The following is a 22,846-nucleotide window of genomic DNA, read 5'->3' on the forward strand; positions in this document are numbered from 1 at the left end:
GTCATGGTCGACCGAACCGGCTTGGCGCGATGGTTCGGTTGGCTGACATATCGGGCACCCGCCATGAGCAATTCTACAAAGGCTGAAGCCGTGCTGGCGCTCCATCGCTTCGGCATGGGGCCGCGACCGGGGTCGATTGCCGCGATCGAGGCCGACCCGCGCGCAGCGCTGATCGCCGAGCTCGACCGGCCCCTGCTACTGGCAGACGCAGCGAGCCTTCCCTCCAGCGCCAAGGCCTACCGCACGGTAGCGGACGCCAATGCCAAGCGTGCGGCGCGAGCCAAGCAGGAAGCCAAGAAGCAGCAGATGGCCGCGGCTCCCGTCATGGCCGAAGGCCAGGACGCAAGCCAAGGAAACAACCAGAGGCGAAAGCCAGGACAGACTCAAGGGCAGGGTCAGGGCGCAGAAACCGCCGAGATGGCGGCCAAGAAGGCCGCCGACGCCGTTCCCGATCCGGGGCGGCCGATCTATCTCGAGGAGGCGAAGGTGCGCACGGAGGCGGCGCTGGCTGCGGAGATCGGCTTTGCCGAGCGGCTGGTGTGGTTCTGGTCGAACCACTTCTGCATCTCCGCAAACAAGATCCAGAGCATGTCGGGTGCCTATGAGCGCGAGGCCATTCGTCCGCACGTGCTCGGCCGTTTCAACGATCTGTTGCAGGCGGCCGAAGGTCACCCGGCCATGCTGTTCTATCTCGACAATCTCGGCTCGATGGGCGCGAACTCGATCGCCGGCATCAATCGAAGCCGCGGCCTGAACGAGAATTTTGCGCGCGAGATCATGGAGCTGCACACGCTCGGTGTGCGCAGCGGCTATACGCAGGATGATGTCATCAGCTTCGCCAACGTGCTGACGGGCTGGACCCTGATTCCGCCCGGCAACGATCCCGAGCGAGGCGGTGAATTCAGCTTCAACCCGCGGCTCCACGAGCCCGGCGGGCAGACCGTGCTCGGCAAGCTCTACGACCAGGAGGGAGTGGAGCAGGGGCGCGCCGTGCTGCGCGACCTCGCGGCTCATCCCGCGACCGCGACACATGTCGCGACCAAGCTCGCGCGCCACTTCATTGCGGAGACGCCGCCGCCGTCACTGGTCGAGCAAATGGCGAAGACGTTTCGTGAGACCGACGGCGACCTCAAGGAGGTTGCGAAAACGATGGTGTCCGCGCCCGAGGCGTGGAGCGAGCCGCCGTCCAAGCTCAAGCGTCCCGGCGAATGGGTCGTCGGCATGGTGCGCGCGACTGGCATCACGCAGGCCGATCCGACGCGCTTCACGGGAGGGCAAGAGCTGCTCGGCGAGGCGCTGTGGCGGCCGCCGGCGCCGAAGGGCTATCCCGATGACGAAGCGAGCTGGATCGACGGCGTGGGCCGGCGGCTCGACATTGCCAACAATTTCGCCGAGCGCGTCGCGGGCCAGGCCGATCCGCAGGACATCATCGAGACCGTTTTCGCATCAACGGTCTCGCCAGAGGTGAAACAGGCGGTCAATCGCGCCGAGAGCCGGCAGCAGGCGCTCGCGCTCCTGTTCATGTCGGCGGACTTCCAGAGGAGGTGAGCATGAGCTTCGCCAACCACCTGCCGACACGGCGTGAGCTGCTGATCGGCTCGGGCGCGCTGTTTGCGTGGAGCCAGATGCCGAAGCTCGCTCGCGCAGAAGGGCGCGATCCGCGGCTGCTCGTCATCATCCTGAGGGGCGCCCTTGACGGTCTCGGCGCGGTCGCGCCCGTGGGCGATCCCGACTGGATCTCCTTGCGTGGCGAGCGCGCACTGGTGCTGGACGGCAAGACGCCGGCGCTGCCGCTCGATTCCTTCTTCGCGCTCAATCCGGCGATGCCCAATCTGCATCGGCTGTACAAGAGCCAGCAGGCGCTGATCGTGCACGCCACGGCGACGCCCTATCGCGAGCGCTCGCATTTCGACGGCCAGGACGTGCTCGAGAGCGGGATTGCAAAGCCCGGCGCGATCGGCTCCGGCTGGCTCAACCGGTCGCTGGCCGCGCTGGAATCGGGCGGTCGCGTCGATCCACGCGGCAGCCGTGCGCTCGGCGTCGGTGCGGTGACGCCGCTGGTGGTGCGCGGCTCGGCACCCGTGATGTCATGGGTGCCGCAAAAGCTTCTGTCGGCGAGCGAGGACACGCAGAACCGCCTGCTCGATCTCTATCAGCACACCGATCCGAAGCTCGCCGCCGTGCTCCAGGCGCGCATGAAGCTTGCCTCGCTCGGAGGCCCTGCGGGCATGGGCGATCCGATGTCGGAGGATCCTACGCTGATGCCGCCGGGCATTGCGCGCGTGCGCGCCTACTTCGCCGAGGCCGCCGGTACCGCCGCGCGCTATCTTGCCAGGCCGGACGGCCCGCGCGTTGGCGCCATGGGCTTCGTCGGTTGGGATACGCACATCGCCGAAGGCGCGGCTTCGGGGCAGCTGTTCAACCTGCTTGGCGCGCTCGACGGTGCGCTCGCCTCGATCGAGACCAACATGGGCGAGGCCTGGCACGACACCGTCGTTGCCGTCGTCACCGAGTTCGGTCGCACCGCGCGGATCAACGGCACGGAGGGAACGGACCATGGCACCGGCACGGTCGCATTCCTCACCGGCGGTGCATTGAAGGGCGGCCGCGTGATCGCGGACTGGCCGGGATTGAAGCCGGCACAGCTGTTCGAGGATCGCGACCTGAAGCCGACGACGGATCTGCGCGCCGTGCTGAAGGGGCTGCTGCGCGATCATCTGCGTGTCGAGGACACCGTGCTTGCCAGCACCGTGTTCCCCGACAGCGCCGATGTCGCGCCGATGAGTGGACTTGTCGGTAGCGGATGAAGCGAGACGCGCGAGATGCGCGGAATCACGATTGGGATCGTCATGTGCTTTCTGACCCAACGGGAGATCGAGTTTCTGACCGGCCTGCAACGGCGATGGCGGAAGCTTTATTGGCGTGAGCTCGCGCGGCTTCTCACGGAGAGCGCGGCGCGCGAGGCGCACGCCGTTTTGTGGCGAGAGTCCCACGGCTGACGCGCCCTGACCGGACGCGCTGTGTCTCGCTTCGAGACGCATGAGGAACTGTGGTGGAATCGCAACAGCTTGCGCGAAACCGCAGCGGCCGCAGGGCGGCTCCTTTTCCGACAAGGTTCTGCCTCCATTGAGCGCCGGACTAGGGGCAGGTCGGAGGCGCGCAATCATGTCTCGATTCGAATGTGCCGAAACGGTTGATCCGCAGACCCACGCAAGCCGCGGTTCCCTGTGCGGAGCGGTTACTCGACTTGTCCTTAGCCTGATTGCTGCCGTATCGCTCGCGGCCTGCGCGCAGTCGCCGGTCGCGCGGCAGAAAGCGGAATTCGCAACTGCAAGCCGGCAGGCCATGACCGAGCATCGTCACGAGGCCCGCAGGCTCGCGGGCGTCTACGCCCGGCCGCGCCATCATGCGCCGACCCACGCGGCTGAGAAGCCAACGGCCGCGCATGGCGTTGCGAGCTTCTACTCGGAGGACCAGGAGACCGCGAGCGGGGAAAAGTTCGACAAGCACGAACTCACCGCCGCTCATCCTACGCTGCCGTTCGGCACGCGCCTGCGCGTGACCAACGTCTCCACCGGCCGCTCGGTGACGGTCCGCGTCAACGACCGCGGACCTTATGTCCGCGGGCGCGTCGTCGACGTCTCCTATTCGGCCGCCGAGGCGCTCGGCATGGTCAACAAGGGCGTCGCCAACGTGAAGCTTGACGTCGTGCAGTAACCGCCGCGTCGCGGGAGTCCAGCTCTGCGACGTCGCATCCGCATACCGCGCTTAACCGGCTGTTAGTCTCGCTGAAGCACCATGGCGGGCACACAATCTCGACGGTTCGGGGAGGACGCGTGAACACGATCCAGCATCTTGAGGACCAGGCTGCGCGCGCCGAGCGGCTGGCGAAACGGATCACGGATACGCTTACGGTCGAGAAATTGTTATCCTTCGCGGGCGACCGTCGCCGCGAGATCGAGGCGATGGCCGGCAGGCGCCGGAAGGCCTGATCATACCGAACACCGGAAGCGATCTAGCGTGCCGCAATCCGCGCGCGAAGTGCCGCGTGCAGGCCGGACGGAGTGCGGGAGCTCGCGCAGATGTGGCGCTCGACGAAATCCCGGAGATGGTCGGGCAGGTCGGTGCCGTCGATGTCGCAGCGGGATTGGATTTCAAGGGCGACGTCGGCCGAGATGTCCTTGACCCAGTGCTCAAGTGTGTTGAACGAAATGACCCGCACTGGATCTCTGAAGCAGCCGGCGATGAACTCGCCGATCGTCTGGTCGAGATCGACGCGCTCGATGCGGATTTCCCTGGCGCCACTGATCCGGTCGATCACGACGAACAGTGTTTGATCCGCGCCATAGGGCACATCGAGGGATGACAAAACGGCTTCGAGCATCGTAGGCACTCACGCTTTCGCTTCGCATACCGTCAACGGGAAAAAGCAGAAGAATGTTCCTCGCGATGTCGTTCGTCGTCGCGCGGCGTCAGAGATAGTCCCGCAGCCGAGACAGCTCGGCGATGTGCTCGGGCGAGAGAATCTCCGTCACCAGCGGCGGTTGTGGCGACGTATGGATCTGATAGAGGTGCCTGGTTGCCTGCGGCTTCTCCATGAAGGCCGTGATGCATCGGTCCAGCGTATCTTCGAGCACGAGGTAGGTCTCCCGGTCCTCGCGCCGTTGGTTTCCGAGCGAGGGCCATTTGCGCAAGCGCGCGGTTGCGCCGAAGTTCACTTGGGATTCGGAAGACATCTGCCCCTGCTACGCGCTCACGCAAAAAGAACCCCAGCACACATGGTCGTGTGCCAGGGCCCACATCTATCGCTGCATCTCAATGCCACGCGCTCCCAACGCCGGCGGCCAAGATTCGTTCCCAGTCGGCGAAACCATTCTCGACCGCATCTGCGGGCCCCTGGGCCGGTCCCGGCCCGCAGGTCACGTCATGAGAGCCGCGATGCCGGCAGTCAGCTCGCGGCGGCCGCGATCTTGTGCGCGGGCGGCGCTTGACCGCGGCTCGCGTCATCGCCGCGCCGTGCCTCCGGCGGAAGGCCGGCGAAGCGGCGCAAGGCGTCCGCCATCTGTACCCGTCCACTGACGCCCGTGATCACAACGTCGACCATGGTGAAGGACGAATGGAAATGGCCGCGCGCCTGCAACTGCTCGACCGGAACGCCCGCGGCTGCGAGCGCGTCCGCATAGGCGACGCCTTCGTCGCGCAAAGGATCGAACTCGCAGGTCACCACGAACGCCGGCGGCAGGCCGGCGACCTTGCCGCGCAGCGGCGAGACGCGCGGATCGGTGCGCTCGGCGGGCGAGCAGTAGATGTCCCAGAACCAGTACATCAGCGAGCGCGTCAGGAAGTAGCCGACCGCATTCTCCTCGTAGGATGGACGGTCGAACGTGCAGTCGGTGACCGGGCACACCAGAAGCTGGCCCGAGATCTGCGGGCCTCCACGATCGCGCGCGAGCTGACAGGTGACCGCGGCGATATTGCCGCCGGCACTCCAGCCCGCGACCAGCATCGGCCCCGGGGTGCCGCCGAGCTCGTCCGCATGCGCCGCGACCCAGCGCGTCGCTGCATAGCCGTCCTCGGCCGCCGCCGGGAAGCGGTGCTCCGGCGCATGCCGGTAGCCGACGCTGACGAAGATCATGTCCGTGCGCCGGCACATGTCGCGGCAGAACGGATCATCGGACTGCTCGTCGCCGAGCACCCAGCCGCCACCGTGGAAATAGACCACGATCGGGTGTGGCCCCGGCGTCGCCGGCCGATAGAGGCGATAGGGCAGCGGGCCGTCAGCGCCCTCCAGTGTGCCATCGATGACCTCGGCGACCGGCCGGCCTGCGGGGCGGGCCTTGTTGAACTCGTTGACGAAGGCGCGCGCACCCAGAGCGCCCATCGATTCGATCGGCGGCAGGTTCAGCTGCGCCAGCATGCCCAGCACGATGCGCACGTCCGGCTGCAGGCGCACGACCTCGCCGTCATTGCACTGCGCGGCGACGTTGGGCCCGGTGAGCTTGAAGCCGAGCATGCCGCGGGCGACGATCTCGTTGCAGATGCTACGGTAGGGGCCGACGCCGCCGGTATAGGGCATCAGGCCCTGCACCTTGCCGGGAACGTTGGCGCCCGTGTACCAGGTGTTGGCAAGCCGATGCAGCGTCAGCATCGAGCAGTCGGCCATGTGCTGACCCCATCCGGCCTGCGCTGTCTCGGTCGCCTCGATGGTGGTGAAGCCGGCGTCGCGAAGTGCGGCCAGGCGCTCGACCACCCAGTCGACGTGCTGCTCGATCGATACCGCCATGTTCGACAGCACCGACGGGCTGCCCGGTCCCGTAATCATGAAAAAGTTGGGAAAGCCCGCGACCGTCAGGCCGAGATAGGTCTGCGGCCCGTCCGCCCAGACCTCGGACAGCGACATGCCGCCGCGGCCGGTGATCGGATGCACGGCCCGGATCGCGCCGGTCATGGCATCGAAGCCGGTCGCGAACACGATGACATCGACCTCGAAGCTGCGCTTGTCGGTGGTGATGCCGTTAGCGGTGATCGTCTTGATCGGCTCCTGCCGCAGATTCACCAGCGTCACGTTGAGCCGGTTAAAGGTCGCATAATAGTTGGTATCGAGGCAGGGCCGCTTGGCGCCGAACGGATGGTCTTGCGGCATCAGGGCCGCGGCGGTTTCGGGATCCTTCACGACGCTGCGGATCTTCTCGCGGATCAGGTCGCAGATCAGCGCGTTGCCGTCGACATCGACGGCCTGATCAGCCCAGAGCTGGGTGAGGATGTAGACGAGATCGCCCTTGCCCCACGCCTCTTCGAAGCGCGCGCGGCGCTCGGCGTCGCTGAGCTGCCAGCTCACGGAGGTCTGTTGCGGATAGGGCACGCCGGCCATCGACCAGCGCGCCTGCTCGCGATATGCGGCGCGGTCGCCTTGCAAGAGGCCGAGCCGGTCCGCCGGTGCGGGGCCGTTATGGGCGGGCAGCGCGAAATTCGGCGTGCGCTGGAACACGGTCAGCTGCGCCGCCTGTTCGGCAATCATCGGGATCGACTGGATGCCTGAGGAGCCCGTGCCGATCACGGCGACACGCTTGCCCGCGAGATTGACACCGTCATGCGGCCAGCGCCCGGTGAAATAGACCTCGCCCTTGAAATCCTTGACGCCGTCGATCTCTGGTGGCTTTGGCGCGGAGAGACAGCCCGTCGCCATGATGTAGTGGCGGCAGGAGACGGCCGGGCCGTTGCTGGTCGTGAGCTGCCAGCGCCCGGCTGCCTCGTCCCACCGCGCTTCTGTGATCTTGGTCTTGAAGCGGATGTCGCGCCGCAGGTCGTAGCGATCGGCCACGAAGCCGAGATAGTGCAGGATTTCAGGTTGGGTTGCGTATTTTTCCGACCAGGTCCAGGCCGTCTCGAGATCCGGATCGAAAGTGTAGCTGTAGTCGATGGTCTGAATGTCGCAACGTGCGCCGGGATAGCGATTCCAGTACCAGGTGCCTCCGACATCGTCGGCTTCTTCCAGCGCGACGCTCGTCAGGCCCGCCTTGCGCAGCCGGTGCAGAAGATAGAGACCGGCAAAGCCTGCGCCGACTACGGCGACGTCCACGTGTTGGGCTTTCCCGGTGGCTTCCGAAGCACGTGCTGCAACCATTGCCTCAGCCATGCGATTATCCTCCCGAGCATTTTGCTTTGTGGATAGGCTATCGCCGCGGCGGTGGTTTGTCATCAGCGCAGATTCAATCCTGGGTAGCGCGAGATGCTGCGGACTGCAGCCCGCGCAGCGTACGCCGCGCCGCAACAATCGTCGTGAGCGCTTGATTTTTCGAGGCAATCACGCTGTTGTTCCGTCGATTGCCGAGTTCCGTGACGTTGCTCTCGGAGGACAAGGCTCTCAAGGCTCTTAAGGACCAAGGCTCTCACGAAACGTCATGAAGAAGCTGAGCGAGCGAACCAAGGCGAACATGGACGTGGTGCTGGAGGAAACCTGCCGTCAACTGCCGCATGGCGGCGACCACGACAGCCGCAGGTTCATTGCCGAGCGCTTGATCAAGGCGGCAGAAGCCGGCCATTCGACGCTCGGAGAGCTCGGCATCGTCGCGCGCCGCGCGCTCGCGGAGCTGACCGGCAAGGATGGCTAAAGCGCAAGCGTGGGGTCGTCCGGATCGCGCGCCGCGAGCAACTGCCGGCTTGCCGAGCCGCATGTTACCGACGTAACTTGGCGTCGAGCTTCTCGCGCATTGAGATTTCGCCGATGCGGTCCTTGCTGGCGCTCGCTACGGCTTCGATGGTCTCTTCAGTGGTCCTGGGACAGGTCGGCTTGGCCGCGGCCCAGCAGGCCGTGCAATTTCCGTTTGCCCTGACGCATGAAGGCCAGATGCTCGGCGCTGTGGAAGGCGAGGTGGCCTCTTTCAAGGGCCTGGCCTACGCGGCCGCGCCACTCGGGCTGCTCCGATGGCGCGCGCCAGAGGCGCTTCCCGAGAGCTCGGAAATGCGGACCGCCTACGATTTCGGTCCGGCCTGCCTGCAGCCGGCGATGCCGCATGCGAGCGAGGATTGCCTGACGCTGAACGTCTTTCGGCCCTTCGGCGTCGATGGACCGCTGCCGGTGATGGTTTTCTTCCATGACGGCGGCTTCGTGACGGGCACGGCGAATGATCCCTTGCTCGATGGCGCGAAGCTTGCGCAGGCTGGCATCATCGTCGTGACGATGAATTATCGTCTCGGCGTGTTCGGCTGGCTTGCGCATCCCTCGCTCGCCGTGAACGCGCCGGACGGCGCGAGCGCCAATTACGGCATGATGGACCAGATCGCGGCGCTGCGCTGGGTTCATGACAATGCCGCCGCGTTCGGCGGCGATCCGGGCAACGTCACCTTGTTCGGTTCGGGCTCCGGCGCGACTTCGATTGCCCTTCTGATGCTTTGCCCACAGGCAAGCGAGTTGTTTCACAAGGCGATCTTGCAGTCGCTGCCCGCGCGCCAAGGCGTGCCGTCGCTGCAAGAGGCTGAGGCCATTGGGCAACGCGTGTTCTCCCTGGTCGCCCGCGACAGGAGTACGTCCGATCCACGTGCGTTGGATACGAGAATGCTGCTTGCGGCCGAAACCCTGCTGTTCGCCAAATCCGCGCGCAGCTTCGGCCCGGTGCTGGACGGACGGCTCGTGACGGAGGACATCGCGAGCGGCTTCGGTGCCTCACATGAAAGCCGCATCCCGGTGATCATCGGCTCGAACGAGGACGAGACGAGTTTTGTCGGCGAGCCCGACCTGAAGGAGGAGCTCCGCCTCGCCGGTGAATCGGCCGATCGATTGAAGGCGCTCTATCCCGGCATCTCCGGCAAGCCTGCGGAGCTTGCCGCCCGGCTCTACACGGACCGGATTTTCACCGAGCCCGCGCGATACCTCGCGCGTCTGCACACGGCGACTGGTGCGCCGACCTACCGCTATCGATTTTCCTACATGGGCGAAGCCCAGCGTGCGAACGGCGATGGCGGTCACGGACGGGAATTGCAATTCGTCTTCGGCGCCCAGGGCGTGCCGGGCGCGAGCCCGTTTACGCGCGCCGACCGCGAGCTTGCGGGTCAGTTGCGCAGCTACTGGACCAATTTCGCAAGGACCGGCGATCCCAACGGGCCGGGTCTGCCGCCTTGGGACGCAAGCTCGCAAGGCGAGCGCTTGCTGCTGATCTCCAATGATGGAATAGCAAGCAGCGACGATCCCCTGTCGGGGCCGCTCGATCATCTCGAACGGCGGAGCCCAAGGGGATGAGTGGCAGGCGGGGCCACGCCGTCAGACATTCGCGGCGCCTGAACCGCCTCTTCCTGAACCGACTCTTGACGGATTCTTGGAGCGTCACCACGCATAGCGCACGCTTGCCTTGCCGGCATAGCTGCGCGTGACCTTGGAGAACTCGCCTTCGAACGTGCCGGCGGCCGACCAGCCGCTCAGCCACTTCTTCTCGACCGATCCCGTGACCAGCGCGGAGTCCGCCGCCATCGCTGCGCCGTTCACGACGAAGCTGGCGCCAGGCAGCGACTGGAACGTGGCGCCGACAGTGTGGTCAGGATTGAAGTCGTGCGCCCATGCGACGCGGCCGCGGAGGGTGACGATGCCATTGGCCTGGGCGAAGGATTTGTCGGTGCGGAGGCCGAGTTCGGTGCGCGTGTCGGTGACGCTCTTGGCGTTGTAGGCCAGCGCAAACAGGTTGCTACCGACGATCGCCTGCTCGGCATAGGCCGGCAGGTCGAAGGTCGTGAACTGGGCAGCGGCATAAGGTGTCCAGCCAAAGCCTTGTGTGACGAAGCGATAACCACCCTCGAGCCGGCCGGAATAAGCATTGGCATTGAACTCGGCGCGCAGGCGATCGACGCCCGCGATGGTCACCGTGCGATCGGCTGTGATGTGTTGCCAGCCGTAGGCCAGCGCTGCCGAGATGTAGGCCGGACCATTGCTGTGGCGCAGATAGGCGCCGGCCTGGAACAAGTCGGAGCGGCCGGAGCCGCCATTGGCGACACCAAAATTGGTCCCGCCGCCGGCCAGCGCAAAGCCGGCCAGCGTATCTGCCGAGAACCAGTAATCGGCCCCGGCGGCGGTCCCAAATACGCGGCTCGTCGTGTCGTTCGAGCCGATCACCGCATTGCCATCCGTCGATTGCGATCCGCCAAAGCCCGCGGCCCACACGCTCCAGCGCTGTTCGAAGGTGCGCGGCGGCGCCTTGGTGACCATCGCAAAGGCGTCTGTCCGCTTGCGCGCAGCGTAGGCGCTTGTTTGATCCTCCTCGGCAAATCCAGCCACGGCGCCTGCCGAGCCCGGCCCGCCATTCCGCCGTGTGAAAGGATCAGTGAGCAGGCCCATGAACTGGCCCATCGCATTGAATGTCGTCTGCTGCGCCGCCGTGCCAAGCTCGCCGGAGGCTTGGGTCAGGCCGGCCGATGTCAGGGCGCCGTAGACCAATGGAATGCTGCCGTTGGCATTGAAGAAGTTGGTCAGGGCGTTGCCGACCGCCTGCTGATTGCCGTTCAGCCCGCCGGGAATGGCGAAGTTCAGGACCAGATTGAGATAGGCGTCGTGGGCGTCGTAGCTCAGCGTGGTGTGGAAGTTCGCCGGCAGGTTGGTGTCGACCAGCGAGCCGAACGTGCCGGAGACGCCGCCGGCCGCCGTGAGGATCGTGTAGGTCTTGCTGACATAGCTACCGCTGGCGAACACCGCGTCCACCGTGGCACCGCCGAGCTGCGCCGTGCCCGTGACGGTCGCATAGGACGCGGTCGCAGGGTTCACCTGCACCTGATAGATAGAGCCAGGCGACAAGGTCAAGCCGGCGACCGACATGGATGTACCCGCGGTGCCATTGCCCGGCGCGAATGTGCCACCGGCATTGACCTGCATCGCTCCCACCGAGCCAGTGCCGGTCAGAGTGGTGCCGCTGTTGATCGTGGTCAGGCTGGATAATGCGATAGACCCGTCCACCCGCAACGTGCCGCCGCTTACGGTGGTCGCGCCGCTGTAGGCGTTGTTGCCGGAGAGCGTCAGCGTGCCGGTGCCGATCTTGGCCAGCCCGCCGGTCCCGAAAATGCTGCCTGAAAACGTCGTGCTGGTGCCATCATTGCCGGTCGTCAGCGTAGCCGAGCCGAGCGTCACGGAGCCCGCGCCGGCGAGCGAGCCGATGGTCTGATTGAAATTGTTGAGATCGAGCGTGGCCCCACTCGCGACGGTGTAGGCGCTGCTCGGCGAGAAGACGCCCGCGGCGCCGGCCTGCAATGTGCCGGCGTTCACCGCGGTCGGCCCCGAATAGCTCCCGGCACCGGAGAGCGTGAGCGTGCCCAGGCCGGTCTTGGTCAGCCCGCCCGGCCCGCTGATGGTGCCGGACAGCGTGGCGTTGTTGCTGGCGGTGTCAAAAGTGCCACCCTGGCTCATCAGCGTGATGGGCAGCGAACTCGCGATATTGGCGCCGGCGAACTGCATCGTCCCACCGGTGAACACCGGGCCGCTGGCGCCGCTCGCGCCCGAGGCCAGCGTGCAGGCCAGCGCCCCCGACGTGTTCGCCTTGAACGTCAACCCGGGGGCCAACAATGCGTTGCCGTTGGAGCACATGCCGAGCAAATTTGGCAAGGCTCCGGCCGGAAGTGTCCCAATGACCGCGTTGGTCGCGGTGTCGATCACGGAAACCGAATCGCTATAACGGTTAGCCACATAGGCACGGGTGCCGTCGGGACTGAGCGCGATTCCATGGGGAGAAGACCCGACGGCGATGGTGGCAGTGACCGTATTGGTCGCGGTGTCGATCACGGAAACCGAATTGCTGCCTACGTCAGTCACATAGGCACGGGTGCCGTCGGGACTGAACGCGGCATGATAGGGAGAGGACCCGACGTTGATGGTGGCGGTGACCGTATTGGTCGCAGCGTCGATCACGGAAACCGAATTGCTACCCTGGTTAGCTACATAGGCGCGGGCCCCGTCGGGACTGAACGCGACACCAAGCGGAGCAGACCCGACGTTGATGATGGCGGTGACCGTATTGGTCGCGGTGTCGATCACGGAAACCGAATTGCTGATTGTGTTCGTCACATAGGCGCGGGTCCCGTCGGGACTAAACGCGACACCAGCGGGAGCATGCCCGACGGTGATACTGGCAGTGACCGTATTGGTCGCGGTGTCGATGACGGAAACCGAATTGCCGCCTCTTTCGGTCACGTAGACGTGGGTCCCGTCGGGACTGACCGCGACACCATATGGAGGAGAAGATATGCCGCCGATGGTGGCCGTGATCGTATTGGTCGCGGTGTCCAGAACCGAAACGGTGCCGGTAGGATAATTGGTGACATAGGCAAGGGATTCATCGCCTCGCACGGCTACAGCTATGGGGCTATTGCCGACGCCGATGGCGGATCCAACGGGATTGCCGGTGGATGAATCCAGTACCGAGACGGTGTTGTCGCCAGAGTTGGGCACATAAAGGAAAGGCCCGGTCTGAGCCTCCGCCGCCCCGCTCGCGATCATCGGCAGCAGGAAGGCTGAGGCCATCAGCGCACGCTTACCGCTCCCGCCACGCAATTTTCCAAGAGTGCCCCAATTACCAGAACGGATGCGGATCGGCCCGGTGCTGAAACGAGCGATGGCAGTCCTGGGCATGCGTAACCTCAAAAAAGCTGTACGCTCCGATCGGGAGACGCACATCGGATGAATGAGGTGCCGGCCAGTTCGATGTCTTGGGCCAGCGTGCCAAGCCACTGGAATAGGGCGCCATGAGAACGCGAAGGCGCGATACGGTCACGGCGCGTCGCGCGGCTGCTGTCGAACAGCGCCGTTGAGTGGATTGCGGTGACAATTGTGAGGATTTTGGCGACATCGAGCACGATCGGCGTTGCCGGCACTCGATCCCGCTGTATGACGGATCTTTTTGGTTGCCAGGGAAAATCGACGTGGATTCGGCGAATGCGCCCAACGTCTTCGTTAAGTCCTACAAGGGGGCGTCTAGCGGACGAGAGTACGAAGCGTGGCGCGAGGAGACATGCCGGCTTCTCTGCAGACTCGACATCTCGCCGAGTGAGGGTGACAGCATCGACTGCCAGCTGCGCGTCAGCCTGCTCGGAGGATTGACGTTGTCTGTTCCGAGCGGGTCGTCAGCTCATTTCGAGCGCACGCGCGAGATCCTGCGCGACGGGTACGATGATCTGGTTCTGGTTATCGCCACCGCCGGGCGAGTGCTGATCACGCAGGAGGAACGCGAAATCGAATTGTCGGAATCGCAGATGTGCCTGATGGACATGAGCTTGCTCAGCAAGATCAGCCAGAGGGACGGAGTTCAGTTCAAGACCGTCGCAATGCCACGTTCCACGCTCTTGACGGCCTATCCGAGGGCCGAGAACGGCATATCACAGGTTCTGGGAGACCGGCCCAAATTGCGGGAAACCATTTCCCGCTATCACGACCTGTCCACGAACCTTGCGCCACATCTTGACGTGGTTGGCCAGCAGCTGATGGCGCAGCACATGGTAGACCTCGTTGGGCTCCTGCTCGGCACCGAGGCCGAACGTGAGAGCGGCGGTCATGCCGCCGCGCGCTTCGATCTGATGCGCGCCGACATGCTCGCAAGTCTCGGCCGCCACGACCTGTCGCTTGGATCGATCGCCCGGAAGCACGGCCTCAGTCAGCGCCACGCGCAGCGCTTCTTCGCACAGGCTGAAACCACCTTTACGGAATTCGTGCTGGAGCATCGGCTCATGCTGGCCCGCAAGCTGTTGCTCGACCCCATCAATCGGTCGCGCAAGATCATCGACGTGGCGTATCTTTCGGGATTTGCCGATCTCTCCTACTTCAACCGGGCATTTCGGCAGCGCTTTGGCATGACGCCGACGGAGATGCGCGGCGACTGAGAACCGAGGCTCTACGCCGCGAGCTCGACGCGGGGCGCCGGCGTCAGCTTCTCTTCCTCCAGGAAGTCCATCGCGCCGTCCTTCTCGACGGCGTAGCACCGCCGGCCTTCCCTCGACATGTAGACGGCGCGGACGACCCCGCGGCGGCCCTTGTCACTGTTGACGACATCCCCCAGCGCAAACTTTGCCATCTTGCTTCCCACAAAAACCAACCGATCGAGTGCTTCGACCGGCTGCGGATTTTGGAAGGCAAATCGTTAACGGCTTGCTAACCATGTGCGTTTCCCTATGCTCACCGCCGAAAAGCGCGTAGGGCTACGCCTCGCACTTGTTGCAACAGAGATGAGCCGACGGCGATGACGCGATTTCCGACCTTCTTCCTGTCGCATGGCGGTGGACCCTGGCCGTTCATGGACGACAGGCGGGTGCAATATGCCAAGACCGCGGAGGAGTTCAGCCGGCTACCCCAGCGGCTGTCGTCGCGACCGAAGGCGGTGCTCGTCATCACCGGTCATTGGGAAGCGGACGAGTTCACGGTCTCGACCTCGGCGCATCCGCCGATGGTCTACGACTATTACGGTTTCCCCGAGCATACCTATCACCTCAAATATCCGGCGCCGGGCGAACCGGCCCTGGCCACGCGGGTGAATGAGCTTCTGGGTCGTGCCGGCATCGATTGCCGCGAGGACGCCAACCAGGGCTTCGATCACGGCACCTTCGTGCCGCTCGGCCTGATGTATCCGAATGCCGATATGCCGATCGTGCTGTTGTCGCTGAAGTCGACTTACGATGCGGCCGAGCATATCAGGGTAGGAGAGGCGCTGACAGCGCTGCGCGATGAGGGCGTCGTGATCATCGGCAGTGGTCTCACCTATCACAACATGCGCGGCTTCGGGCGCGCGGAATCCAAGCCCGTCTCGTACGAGTTCGAGGCCTATCTGCGCGAGGCTATCGGCCAGCCGGACGCTGCGCGGCGCAATGCCATGCTGATCGACTGGCAGAACGCGCCGAGCGCGCGCCTTGCCCATCCGCGCGAGGACCATCTGCTGCCGCTCATGGTCGCAGCCGGTGCGGCTGCGAGCGACGCGGGACACCGTCTGTTCATCGACGAGGTCGCGAGCGTCGCTATGGCGTCGTACGAGTTCGGTGGGTGAATATCTGTATTCTTCCTCCTTCTCTGACCGTGCGTTGGGTGGTGGGCATGTCGCACCTCCACGAAAGCTAGCGAGCGTACAGCGCAAATTTCGGCTTTTCGGGGTAAAGCAGAAATCTGCTCGATCAGGACAATGCCCGCGATCTATCCCTTTACGGAGTTCGTCGTGGCTGGCGGCCTGATGGGCTACGCCACGGATCTGGTTGAATTGAACAAACGCATGGCGGCCGGATCTAGTCGCTGCCGCGCCATCCTAAGCCGCCACCTAACGGCCGTCCCACAGGCTTGACCCTTCGACGTTAAGTCCCAGCCGCTGCAGTCTACGCGCGATGAAGGCCTGGCACGCCAGCTCGGCTTTGATCGCCGCGTGCTCGGGCAAGCGCCCGCAAGCTAATGGAAGTTGCGCGGGGCGCGATCCGGCACGAAAGTAGTACCCCAAATAACCCCTCCATTCGAGTGCATAGAGGCTGGCACTTACTCTAGAAATACTCGCGCTAACTTTAGAAATGGTCGCGGGTCTATGTCATGCCGCGCTACCGCGCCTACATTCTCGACGAACACGGCCACCTCGTTGGCGCGGTCGACCTTGAGTGCGCTGACGATGAGGAGGCAAAAGAGCGCGCCAGACGGTTGGATAGCCATCGCGTAGAGCTCTGGCGACAAGTGCCGTTGCTTGACCTGACGGTCCATTGAGCTATCGAAGGCGGGCGCGAGCACACGGCTCGCAACAGACTGAGCCAAGCTAACGCGTGTATACTGGCGGCCGTTGTTGGCACGCGATCCGCGCTCTGATAGCCGCACAAGAAACGTTGTGGGTCAGGGGCGACCCCCTACTCATCGCTCCCCTCAACCGTGAACTCGACGTTAATCCGCCGATACTTGCGCCTGAACTCGGCAAGGATCGGGCGGGCCAGCTCTAGCGCCTCCGCCAATGTCGCCGCCCTCAGACTGCCAAGTACGTCGAAATCGACATCATTGGTCTTGATTCCCTTGAACACGAACCTGATCGCGTCCGGATGATCTTTCTCATCGGGCATACTGGCTCCCTCATCAGGCGCGCGCCCCTCCTCGTGTATATCTTGCCAAGCTGACGACCGCGTAAATTGAAATGCAGCTCGCCACTGGTTGAGCGAGATGTGTGACACTTTAGACACGGCGGTTCCATTATGAAACCCATGCGCGTCGAGGGCGACCGCGCACTTGATCACGCGCGGCGGCTGCAACTTGATCGATCGCTTGCTTGGATCCTGGCGGCGGCGCGCAAGCCCCGCGTGAAGCAATTCAATCTCAGGTGAGACCGAAAAAAAGGACGCGGTGCACCGCCTGTGTCTCAATTCCCACACTACAGTTAAAAGGCGTCCGTTGGTCGCCTTTCGAACCGACGGGCCAGACCCGACCGTTCAATCCTGTACGCGTTCTATGCGAGATTCCGGGATCACTGGCGAAAATGGAACGCTCCCTGGTTACCGACATGCCGCGCGACAAATATGTCGAGCGCTGCAAGCAACGAGCCTTCGCTTATCTCGACCAAGGCGATCTCAAAAAAGCAGCCACTTTGTTTGTTGCCGATATGAACGTCCGTCCCGATTGCGAATTGCCACACCACTTGGCGATGCTCAGCGTTTCGCTCCTGATGCGTGACGATGCGCTCGGCTGGAGGGCGCTCATCGAAGGATTGAGGTGACGGACGCCTCCGTCGGTTTTGGCATCATTTGAATTCTGTTCGTTTCGCTCTTTCGCGATGCTTTCGTACCACGCCATATCGCCGGGGACCGGTTGCTGACCGAGGCGATGCCGCCGCTTGCGGTGTAAAACGACCAGAAAGAGTTTCAGCACGGCTTCCTCTGAACTCCAGAACGTTGCCCCTATCTTCGAAGGGATGGCGATCCTGAGTGACTAACTGGAAAATCCTGCCGGAAACGCCACGTCTCGTGCAATCAATTGACCCATCAATCGGTGGGCAAAAGAAAGCGGACAAGCGTGGATAGGAAGCGCCTCCGCTTGAGTACCTCTTAATGGTGGACGCGAGATCTACCGTTTGTTCGCGACGATCGGCATCATGCAGGCACTGAACGCCGCGAGGTAAGACAATGACCACCGATCACCTCTTGCAGTCGCCGCCGATCCGTCACAGCAACCGCAAACCCGGCATCATTGGAGCCGCAATTCTTATGTTCGGGTCAATTGCCGCTGCCATCGTTCTTGGGGGAGAAACGCGCATCTCGGGCGGCTTCGAACCGTTCGAGAAATCAGCGAATGAGCGCGTCTCGCAAGCCTTCGAGGACCTTGATGGCCTCGCGCCGATCTCTGAGGACCTGAAGACTGCGCTGGCGTCGCTGAGCCAGAGCGTCCAACGCGAGCAGAAGCCCCCGGTTCGGGCCGAGGGGCAGTGATCCCATCGCTCAACAACTTGCCTTGGAATGTCCGATAGCAGCAGCGCTTATCCGGCAGGGACCACAAGGAGGCAAATGCGAGAGGGTGAACTGCCCGTACTCATCCGTATTTCAGCTTCATGACAAGGATGCCGCCGGCGAGCACCATGGTGATCGCGTTGGCGGCCACCAGCGGCGCGTCGCCGGAGAGCAGGCCGTAGACTAGCCAGAGCGCAAGCCCCAGCATCATCGCGAGGAACATGCCGAGCGAGATGTCCTCGGTGGAACGGGTCTTCCAGACCTTGATGAATTGCGGGGTGTAGGCGAGGGTCGTGCAGGTTGCCGCAGCGAACCCGAGCAGCTTGACGATGAGCGGTTCCATGGTGGCCGCCCTATAGCACTGATTCGTTGATAGAAATGCGTCTGTTGACCCGTCATTACCGGCGGGCTGCTATGATCGTGCGATAGAGTGCCGCATAGTCGCCCGCCCGGTTGCGCCAGGAGACGTCGGTCGTCATGCCGCTCAATTGCAGCCTGCGCCAGGTCAAATGGTCGTGGAAGGCGAGGTTCGCCTTGCGTAGCGCGGCGGCGAGCCCCTGCGCCGTCACTGGTCCGAACTTGAATCCGGTCGCGTCGTGGCCGCTGCTATCGGCCTCGCCGATGTCCACCACCGTGTCCGCAAGCCCGCCGACGCGCGAGACGACCGGCACGGCGCCATAGCGAAGCGCACAAAGCTGGGTGAGACCGCACGGCTCGAACCGCGACGGCACGACAAGCGCGTCGGAGCCCGCCTGGATGAGGTGGGCAAGGATCTCGTCATAGCCGATCACGACGGCGATGCGGCCGGGATGAGCGCGTGCCGCGGCCTGATAGCGGTCCTGGAGGTCGGCATCGCCGCTGCCGAGCAGCGCGAGCTGCATGCCTTCGCCGAGAATCGTCGGAATTGTCTCGAGCAGGAGATCGAGGCCCTTCTGCCACGACAGCCGACTGATCACGCCGAGCAGAAGCGCATCCGTGGACGGCGCGAGATTGAACTGTCTTTGCAGCGCCGCCTTGTTGGCGGTCCGGAATTGCAGCTCCTTCGCGCCGAAGCGATAGGCGATGTGCGGGTCGGTCTCGGGATTCCACACTGCCGTGTCGATGCCGTTGAGGATTCCGCTGAGCACGCCCGAGCGCTCGCGCAAGAGGCCGCCGAGCCCCATGCCGCCCTCGTCGCCCTGGATTTCCTGCGCGTAGGTCGGCGACACCGTGGTGATGCGGTCGGCGAATTGCAGGCCGGCCTTCAGGAAGCTGATCCCGCCAAAATATTCGACGCCGTGCAGGCTGAAGGACTCAGGCGGCAAGCCGAACGAAGCAAGCATCTCGTAGGCGAACTTGCCTTGATAGGCCATGTTGTGAATGGTCATCACGGTCCCGGGACGGGGGCCGCTTGCATAGTGCAGATGGGCTGGTAGCAATCCTGCCTGCCAGTCGTGGGCATGCACGACGTCAGGCACGAACGAAGGGACGAGGCCGAGCCCGATATCGGCGGCGACGCGCGACAGCGCCGCAAAGCGCACGCCATTATCCGGCCAGTCGATCGCCTCTGCGGTAACGTAGGGGTTGCCCGGCCGCTCATAGAGATGTGGTGCGTCGAGCACGAAGAGGTCGAGTTCGTCGTGCGTGCCCGCGAGCAGGCGCGCCGGCCCGCCGAAATAATCCGGCCAGCGCCGGATTTCCTCCGCCTTCGGCAGGGCCCGCATGACGGCCGGATAGCCCGGCACCAGCGTCCGCATCTCGACGTCATGGGCTTTCAATGCGGCCGGCAGCGCGCCGGCGACATCGGCAAGACCGCCGGTCTTGATGATCGGATAGATTTCCGATGCGACCGCAAGGACGCGCGTCAACGCCATGCGTTCAGCCTGTCGATCATCGGCTGCGTGATGAGCGAGATGCCCTGTTCGGTGGTGCGGAACCGTTTTGCGTCGAGCTCGGGATCCTCACCAACGACGAGCCCTTCAGGAATCTCGACGCCACGGTCGATCACGACGTTGCGCAGCTGCGCGCCGCGGCCGACACTCACGTAAGGCATGATCACGGCGTTCTCGACATTGGCATAGGAGTTGATGCGCACGCCCGTGAAGAGCAGCGATCGCCGCAACGAGGCGCCGGAGATGATGCATCCGCCTGATACGAGCGAGCTCACCGCCTGTCCGCGCCGGCTCTCCTCGTCGTGCACGAACTTGGCGGGAGGCGTGATCTCTGCATAGGACCAGATCGGCCATGAGCGGTCGAACAGGTCGAGCTCCGGCACCACGTCGGTAAGGTCGATGTTGGCGGCCCAGTAGGCGTCGACGGTGCCGACGTCGCGCCAATAGGAGCGCGTGTCGTCGCCGGACCGGACGCACGAGCTCGAGAACTGGTGCGCCACCGCGCGGCCGTTCTTGACGATGTAGGGAATGATGTCCTTGCCGAAATCGTGGCTCGAGTTCGGGTCGGCGGCGTCACGCTTCAGCTCCTCGTACAGGAACTTGGCGTCGAAGACGTAGATGCCCATGCTGGCGAGCGACATGTCGGGCTTGCCGGGCATCGGCGGCGGGTCTTTCGGCTTCTCGAGAAACGACTTGATGATGCCGTTGTCGTCGATATGCATGATGCCGAAGCCGGAAGACTCGGTGCGCGGCATTTCGAGGCATCCGACGGTGACGTCGGCGCGGCTGTCGACGTGCTGCCGCAGCATGAGCTCGTAATCCATCTTGTAGATGTGATCGCCGGCGAGCACCACGGTGAAGCGGGCACCGTGCGACTCGATGATGTCGATGTTCTGGTGGACGGCATCGGCCGTCCCGACATACCACATGGTCTCCGAGACGCGCTGGCTCGCGGGCAGGATGTCAAAGCTCTCGTTGCGCTCGGGACGGAAGAAGTTCCAACCCATCTGGAGATGCCGGATCAGGCTGTGGGCCTTGTATTGGGTCGCGACCGCGATGCGGCGGATACCGGAGTTCACCGCGTTCGACAATGCAAAGTCGATGATGCGGGATTTGCCCCCGAAATAGACCGCGGGCTTGGCGCGCCGGTCGGTCAGCTCGAGAAGACGGCTTCCTCGTCCGCCGGCGAGAACGAAGGCCAGGGCCTGGCGCGCGAGTGGCTCATTTCCAACACGATTCATTCTGTCCTCCCGAGGGCCCCGTTTTTATCGCCCCGAAACTTCCCTCGCGGGAAGCCGGTGGCGCCTGTATCGAAGCAGAATTCTAGCTGCACGGATAACAATTCGGAAAGTGGTCTGTTGGTTGCCATCGGTTGCGGTCCGCCCCGCGGCTCCGCTTTTTTCGATTGCCGAGTCTTCCCGATCGCCCCGAAAGGGTGGTAGGCTGATGGCTATTTCAGATCGCTTTCATATTTTTTGGATTTATTCGATGCCCTGCGCCAACGAAATGTTCGGCCTGCTGCGGCTGCTTTCAGTCGGGCTGGCCTACCTGACCGGCACCCCGGATCACCCCGTACAGAAACGCGATCGCGCCGAGGCCTGGCAGGTCCTCTCGCCCTGCGCCGAGACCGCCTCCTTTGACGGGGCGTGGACCCTGTCGTTGAAGGACAACGGCATCGCCGTCGCCAAGAGCAATCGCCACGCGCAGTTGCTGCAAGGCCACTGGGAGCTCGTTGACGGCGGGACGCCCACCTATCGCATCGACGTGCTCGCCTTCGGCAATGATTTTGTCGTGGTCCCGACGGCGGCCGGCTGCCTGCTCGGCTCGGGTACGCTCAGAAACGTCGATCTGCGCCAGAGCTGGTTTACGCATGGCAGCCGCGAGGCAGGCGATCTCCTGGCATCGGTGAGCGATCCAGGCGTGAGGACCAAGTAGACGCTTCGGTGCGGCTCGCGGGCCTTCGTCCTGCGGCATTTCAGCGCCCGCGGCGAAGCCGCTGGGATCCGTGCCGGCTTTCCGAGGTTTGAGGCGGCGGGAGGCGACGACCGGCCGGGATGCCTTGTGCGGTGCACGCAAACGGATGCTTTGATTCAGCGCAAAGATGCAAGATCATGCGGCGTGCGACCCTTCTTCCAAACGAAACGTCAGACAGGGAGCAAGGCGATGAGTATCTGGAAAGCGGCAATAGCCTGTTCACTCGCCGGTGCCGTCATGGCCGGTCAGCTGCAGCAGGCCGCGGCGGCACCAATGCCGACCAACGTGGCGACGATGAAGGCCATGGTCTCCGACGACGTCACGCAGGTGTACTGGCGCGGCGGATGGGGCTGGCGCGGTGGCGGCGGATGGGGCTGGGGCTTGGGAGCGCTTGCAGCCGGCGCCATTATCGGTGGCGCCATCGCAAGCAGCGCGCCTTATGGCTACTATGGCGATCCGTACTACGGCGGCCCCTATGGCTACGGCGGTGGCTACGCGCCAGCCTACTACGGCTACGCACCCGGCTACGCCTATTCGCCCTATTACGCCCGCCCGTATCGACCCTATTACGGCGACAGCTATGGCTATTACCGGCCATATCGCGCCTACCGCCCCTACTATGGCGGCTATTGGTAATCGCGCGAGCGTGCGTCGGCGGTTCTGACGGTCGACCCCGCCAAGGCTCGGTGCTCGCGCTGGCTCGCGCGAGCGCCGGTGACGGGCGGGCTATCCGTGGTTGGTCACGGCAGAAGCGCGATGATCGCAAAGCCGGCGTCGATGACGATGGGCTCCGACGACGAAAAATAGACGGCGGCAAGCACGCAGGCGATCGCGTAGACGAACACGAACCAGCCTTCGCAATCGCGGGTTGAAAAAATAGCTCTGCGGGGTGGAAGTGGCATGGTCAACTCCCTGCCAAAATTTGGGCATCGACTGCCCCTGATCGAAAAAGACAGCGTGATGAAATGCTTCCTGGTGATGTCCACGACATCGCCAGTCGCGACGCTAGCGCCGAGAACCGGCTGGAGTCCTTAAGCCGTCCTTACATTTGACTGAGCTTTCTCTTAAGCTCGCAAGGCACCCGGAGGTTGCGG

24 protein-coding genes are annotated in these 22,846 nt (G+C 64.0%); 13 read left to right on the plus strand and 11 right to left on the minus strand.

Features of this window, described 5'->3' with window-relative positions; translation table 11 throughout:
- Positions 1-63: 63 nt before the first annotated feature.
- The 4 genes from NLN62_RS30455 to NLN62_RS30470 all read left to right on the plus strand — a co-directional run bounded on the left by NLN62_RS30455 (position 64) and on the right by NLN62_RS30470 (position 3,992).
- A complete protein-coding gene (locus NLN62_RS30455; protein WP_254111283.1) occupies positions 64-1,548 on the plus strand; it encodes a DUF1800 family protein in 1,485 nt (494 codons plus the stop codon).
- A 2-nt stretch (positions 1,549-1,550) separates the two neighbouring features.
- Positions 1,551-2,807, plus strand: a complete 1,257-nt coding sequence (locus NLN62_RS30460; protein ID WP_027524470.1) for a DUF1501 domain-containing protein — start codon at positions 1,551-1,553, stop codon at positions 2,805-2,807.
- A 358-nt stretch (positions 2,808-3,165) separates the two neighbouring features.
- Entirely contained in the window at positions 3,166-3,717 is a 552-nt protein-coding gene (locus tag NLN62_RS30465; protein WP_027524471.1) for a septal ring lytic transglycosylase RlpA family protein, read from the plus strand.
- Positions 3,718-3,836: 119 nt separating this feature from the next.
- Positions 3,837-3,992: a hypothetical protein gene (locus NLN62_RS30470; RefSeq protein ID WP_198031801.1), complete on the plus strand. Its 156-nt coding sequence runs from the start codon at positions 3,837-3,839 to the stop codon at positions 3,990-3,992.
- 23 nt (positions 3,993-4,015) lie between these two features.
- Here NLN62_RS30470 and NLN62_RS30475 read toward each other — a convergent pair whose 3' ends face one another.
- From NLN62_RS30475 to NLN62_RS30485, 3 genes are all read right to left on the minus strand, one after another.
- Positions 4,016-4,384, minus strand: a complete 369-nt coding sequence (locus tag NLN62_RS30475; RefSeq protein ID WP_254111284.1) for a hypothetical protein — start codon at positions 4,382-4,384, stop codon at positions 4,016-4,018.
- 88 nt (positions 4,385-4,472) lie between these two features.
- Positions 4,473-4,736 carry a hypothetical protein gene (locus tag NLN62_RS30480; RefSeq protein WP_027524472.1) on the minus strand — a complete coding sequence of 88 codons (264 nt, stop codon included), beginning with the start codon at positions 4,734-4,736 and terminating at the stop codon, positions 4,473-4,475.
- 212 nt (positions 4,737-4,948) lie between these two features.
- Complete coding sequence (locus NLN62_RS30485; protein ID WP_254111285.1) at positions 4,949-7,636, minus strand: alpha/beta hydrolase fold domain-containing protein; 2,688 nt, start codon at positions 7,634-7,636, stop codon at positions 4,949-4,951.
- Positions 7,637-7,901: 265 nt separating this feature from the next.
- Between NLN62_RS30485 and NLN62_RS30490 the strand changes: the two genes are divergently transcribed.
- Together NLN62_RS30490 and NLN62_RS30495 are read left to right on the plus strand one after the other, a co-directional pair.
- Positions 7,902-8,111, plus strand: a complete 210-nt coding sequence (locus tag NLN62_RS30490) for a hypothetical protein (protein WP_035663059.1) — start codon at positions 7,902-7,904, stop codon at positions 8,109-8,111.
- A gap of 113 nt (positions 8,112-8,224) precedes the next feature.
- Positions 8,225-9,736: a carboxylesterase/lipase family protein gene (locus NLN62_RS30495; RefSeq protein WP_254111286.1), complete on the plus strand. Its 1,512-nt coding sequence runs from the start codon at positions 8,225-8,227 to the stop codon at positions 9,734-9,736.
- A gap of 84 nt (positions 9,737-9,820) precedes the next feature.
- Here the strand turns inward: NLN62_RS30495 and NLN62_RS30500 are convergent, their stop codons facing one another.
- On the minus strand, positions 9,821-13,099 hold the full coding sequence (locus NLN62_RS30500) for an autotransporter domain-containing protein (RefSeq protein ID WP_254111287.1): 3,279 nt from the start codon (positions 13,097-13,099) through the stop codon (positions 9,821-9,823).
- 8 nt (positions 13,100-13,107) lie between these two features.
- Positions 13,108-13,323: a hypothetical protein gene (locus NLN62_RS30505; RefSeq protein ID WP_198031802.1), complete on the minus strand. Its 216-nt coding sequence runs from the start codon at positions 13,321-13,323 to the stop codon at positions 13,108-13,110.
- Between the two features lie 66 nt (positions 13,324-13,389).
- On the opposite strand from NLN62_RS30505, the gene NLN62_RS30510 reads away from it, so the two are divergent.
- The gene (locus tag NLN62_RS30510) at positions 13,390-14,343 is read left to right on the plus strand and encodes an AraC family transcriptional regulator (RefSeq protein ID WP_027524477.1); all 954 of its coding nucleotides are present in this window, start codon (positions 13,390-13,392) and stop codon (positions 14,341-14,343) included.
- Between the two features lie 11 nt (positions 14,344-14,354).
- Here NLN62_RS30510 and NLN62_RS30515 read toward each other — a convergent pair whose 3' ends face one another.
- The gene (locus NLN62_RS30515; RefSeq protein ID WP_027524478.1) at positions 14,355-14,534 is read right to left on the minus strand and encodes a hypothetical protein; all 180 of its coding nucleotides are present in this window, start codon (positions 14,532-14,534) and stop codon (positions 14,355-14,357) included.
- Positions 14,535-14,699: 165 nt separating this feature from the next.
- Here NLN62_RS30515 and NLN62_RS30520 point away from each other — a divergent pair, with 165 nt between their 5' ends.
- Both NLN62_RS30520 and NLN62_RS30525 read left to right on the plus strand, forming a co-directional pair.
- Positions 14,700-15,497 carry a class III extradiol ring-cleavage dioxygenase gene (locus NLN62_RS30520; protein WP_027524479.1) on the plus strand — a complete coding sequence of 266 codons (798 nt, stop codon included), beginning with the start codon at positions 14,700-14,702 and terminating at the stop codon, positions 15,495-15,497.
- Between the two features lie 524 nt (positions 15,498-16,021).
- Positions 16,022-16,189, plus strand: coding sequence for a hypothetical protein (locus NLN62_RS30525; protein ID WP_254111288.1), 168 nt, complete (start codon positions 16,022-16,024; stop codon positions 16,187-16,189).
- 137 nt (positions 16,190-16,326) lie between these two features.
- On the opposite strand, the gene NLN62_RS30530 is transcribed toward NLN62_RS30525, so the two are convergent.
- A complete protein-coding gene (locus tag NLN62_RS30530; RefSeq protein WP_027524481.1) occupies positions 16,327-16,776 on the minus strand; it encodes a hypothetical protein in 450 nt (149 codons plus the stop codon).
- Between the two features lie 191 nt (positions 16,777-16,967).
- Here NLN62_RS30530 and NLN62_RS30535 point away from each other — a divergent pair, with 191 nt between their 5' ends.
- Positions 16,968-17,180: a hypothetical protein gene (locus tag NLN62_RS30535; protein ID WP_254111289.1), complete on the plus strand. Its 213-nt coding sequence runs from the start codon at positions 16,968-16,970 to the stop codon at positions 17,178-17,180.
- Positions 17,181-17,586: 406 nt separating this feature from the next.
- Complete coding sequence (locus tag NLN62_RS30540) at positions 17,587-17,889, plus strand: hypothetical protein (protein ID WP_254111290.1); 303 nt, start codon at positions 17,587-17,589, stop codon at positions 17,887-17,889.
- Between the two features lie 100 nt (positions 17,890-17,989).
- On the opposite strand, the gene NLN62_RS30545 is transcribed toward NLN62_RS30540, so the two are convergent.
- The 3 genes from NLN62_RS30545 to glgC are packed head-to-tail and all read right to left on the minus strand — an operon-like array spanning position 17,990 to position 21,019.
- On the minus strand, positions 17,990-18,250 hold the full coding sequence (locus NLN62_RS30545) for a SemiSWEET transporter (RefSeq protein WP_027524484.1): 261 nt from the start codon (positions 18,248-18,250) through the stop codon (positions 17,990-17,992).
- Between the two features lie 55 nt (positions 18,251-18,305).
- Complete coding sequence (gene glgA / locus NLN62_RS30550; protein ID WP_254111291.1) at positions 18,306-19,760, minus strand: glycogen synthase GlgA; 1,455 nt, start codon at positions 19,758-19,760, stop codon at positions 18,306-18,308.
- Positions 19,751-21,019, minus strand: coding sequence for a glucose-1-phosphate adenylyltransferase (gene glgC, locus NLN62_RS30555; RefSeq protein ID WP_254111292.1), 1,269 nt, complete (start codon positions 21,017-21,019; stop codon positions 19,751-19,753). Before glgC ends, glgA begins: the two co-directional genes overlap by 10 nt.
- A 247-nt stretch (positions 21,020-21,266) precedes the next feature.
- On the opposite strand from glgC, the gene NLN62_RS30560 reads away from it, so the two are divergent.
- Together NLN62_RS30560 and NLN62_RS30565 are read left to right on the plus strand one after the other, a co-directional pair.
- A complete protein-coding gene (locus tag NLN62_RS30560) occupies positions 21,267-21,713 on the plus strand; it encodes a hypothetical protein (protein ID WP_254111293.1) in 447 nt (148 codons plus the stop codon).
- A gap of 228 nt (positions 21,714-21,941) precedes the next feature.
- On the plus strand, positions 21,942-22,388 hold the full coding sequence (locus tag NLN62_RS30565) for a hypothetical protein (protein WP_027524488.1): 447 nt from the start codon (positions 21,942-21,944) through the stop codon (positions 22,386-22,388).
- A gap of 104 nt (positions 22,389-22,492) precedes the next feature.
- Here the strand turns inward: NLN62_RS30565 and NLN62_RS30570 are convergent, their stop codons facing one another.
- Entirely contained in the window at positions 22,493-22,654 is a 162-nt protein-coding gene (locus tag NLN62_RS30570) for a hypothetical protein (RefSeq protein WP_254111294.1), read from the minus strand.
- Positions 22,655-22,846: the final 192 nt, after the last annotated feature.

It is taken from the genome of Bradyrhizobium sp. CCGUVB23, from assembly GCF_024199885.1.
GTDB lineage: Bacteria > Pseudomonadota > Alphaproteobacteria > Rhizobiales > Xanthobacteraceae > Bradyrhizobium.

Coding starts and splice junctions, on each gene's coding strand:
- NLN62_RS30570 (WP_254111294.1), bottom strand. CDS start 22,654: ATGCCACTTCCACCCCGCAGAGCTATTTTTTCAACCCGCGATTGCGAA.
- NLN62_RS30525 (WP_254111288.1), top strand. CDS start 16,022: ATGCCGCGCTACCGCGCCTACATTCTCGACGAACACGGCCACCTCGTT.
- NLN62_RS30545 (WP_027524484.1), bottom strand. CDS start 18,250: ATGGAACCGCTCATCGTCAAGCTGCTCGGGTTCGCTGCGGCAACCTGC.
- NLN62_RS30455 (WP_254111283.1), top strand. CDS start 64: ATGAGCAATTCTACAAAGGCTGAAGCCGTGCTGGCGCTCCATCGCTTC.
- NLN62_RS30535 (WP_254111289.1), top strand. CDS start 16,968: ATGCCGCGCGACAAATATGTCGAGCGCTGCAAGCAACGAGCCTTCGCT.
- NLN62_RS30490 (WP_035663059.1), top strand. CDS start 7,902: ATGAAGAAGCTGAGCGAGCGAACCAAGGCGAACATGGACGTGGTGCTG.
- NLN62_RS30475 (WP_254111284.1), bottom strand. CDS start 4,384: ATGCTCGAAGCCGTTTTGTCATCCCTCGATGTGCCCTATGGCGCGGAT.
- NLN62_RS30485 (WP_254111285.1), bottom strand. CDS start 7,636: ATGGCTGAGGCAATGGTTGCAGCACGTGCTTCGGAAGCCACCGGGAAA.
- NLN62_RS30520 (WP_027524479.1), top strand. CDS start 14,700: ATGACGCGATTTCCGACCTTCTTCCTGTCGCATGGCGGTGGACCCTGG.
- glgA (WP_254111291.1), bottom strand. CDS start 19,760: ATGGCGTTGACGCGCGTCCTTGCGGTCGCATCGGAAATCTATCCGATC.
- NLN62_RS30480 (WP_027524472.1), bottom strand. CDS start 4,736: ATGTCTTCCGAATCCCAAGTGAACTTCGGCGCAACCGCGCGCTTGCGC.
- NLN62_RS30540 (WP_254111290.1), top strand. CDS start 17,587: ATGACCACCGATCACCTCTTGCAGTCGCCGCCGATCCGTCACAGCAAC.
- NLN62_RS30560 (WP_254111293.1), top strand. CDS start 21,267: ATGCCCTGCGCCAACGAAATGTTCGGCCTGCTGCGGCTGCTTTCAGTC.
- NLN62_RS30565 (WP_027524488.1), top strand. CDS start 21,942: ATGAGTATCTGGAAAGCGGCAATAGCCTGTTCACTCGCCGGTGCCGTC.
- NLN62_RS30460 (WP_027524470.1), top strand. CDS start 1,551: ATGAGCTTCGCCAACCACCTGCCGACACGGCGTGAGCTGCTGATCGGC.
- NLN62_RS30500 (WP_254111287.1), bottom strand. CDS start 13,099: ATGCCCAGGACTGCCATCGCTCGTTTCAGCACCGGGCCGATCCGCATC.
- NLN62_RS30495 (WP_254111286.1), top strand. CDS start 8,225: ATGCGGTCCTTGCTGGCGCTCGCTACGGCTTCGATGGTCTCTTCAGTG.
- NLN62_RS30515 (WP_027524478.1), bottom strand. CDS start 14,534: ATGGCAAAGTTTGCGCTGGGGGATGTCGTCAACAGTGACAAGGGCCGC.
- glgC (WP_254111292.1), bottom strand. CDS start 21,019: ATGAATCGTGTTGGAAATGAGCCACTCGCGCGCCAGGCCCTGGCCTTC.
- NLN62_RS30465 (WP_027524471.1), top strand. CDS start 3,166: ATGTCTCGATTCGAATGTGCCGAAACGGTTGATCCGCAGACCCACGCA.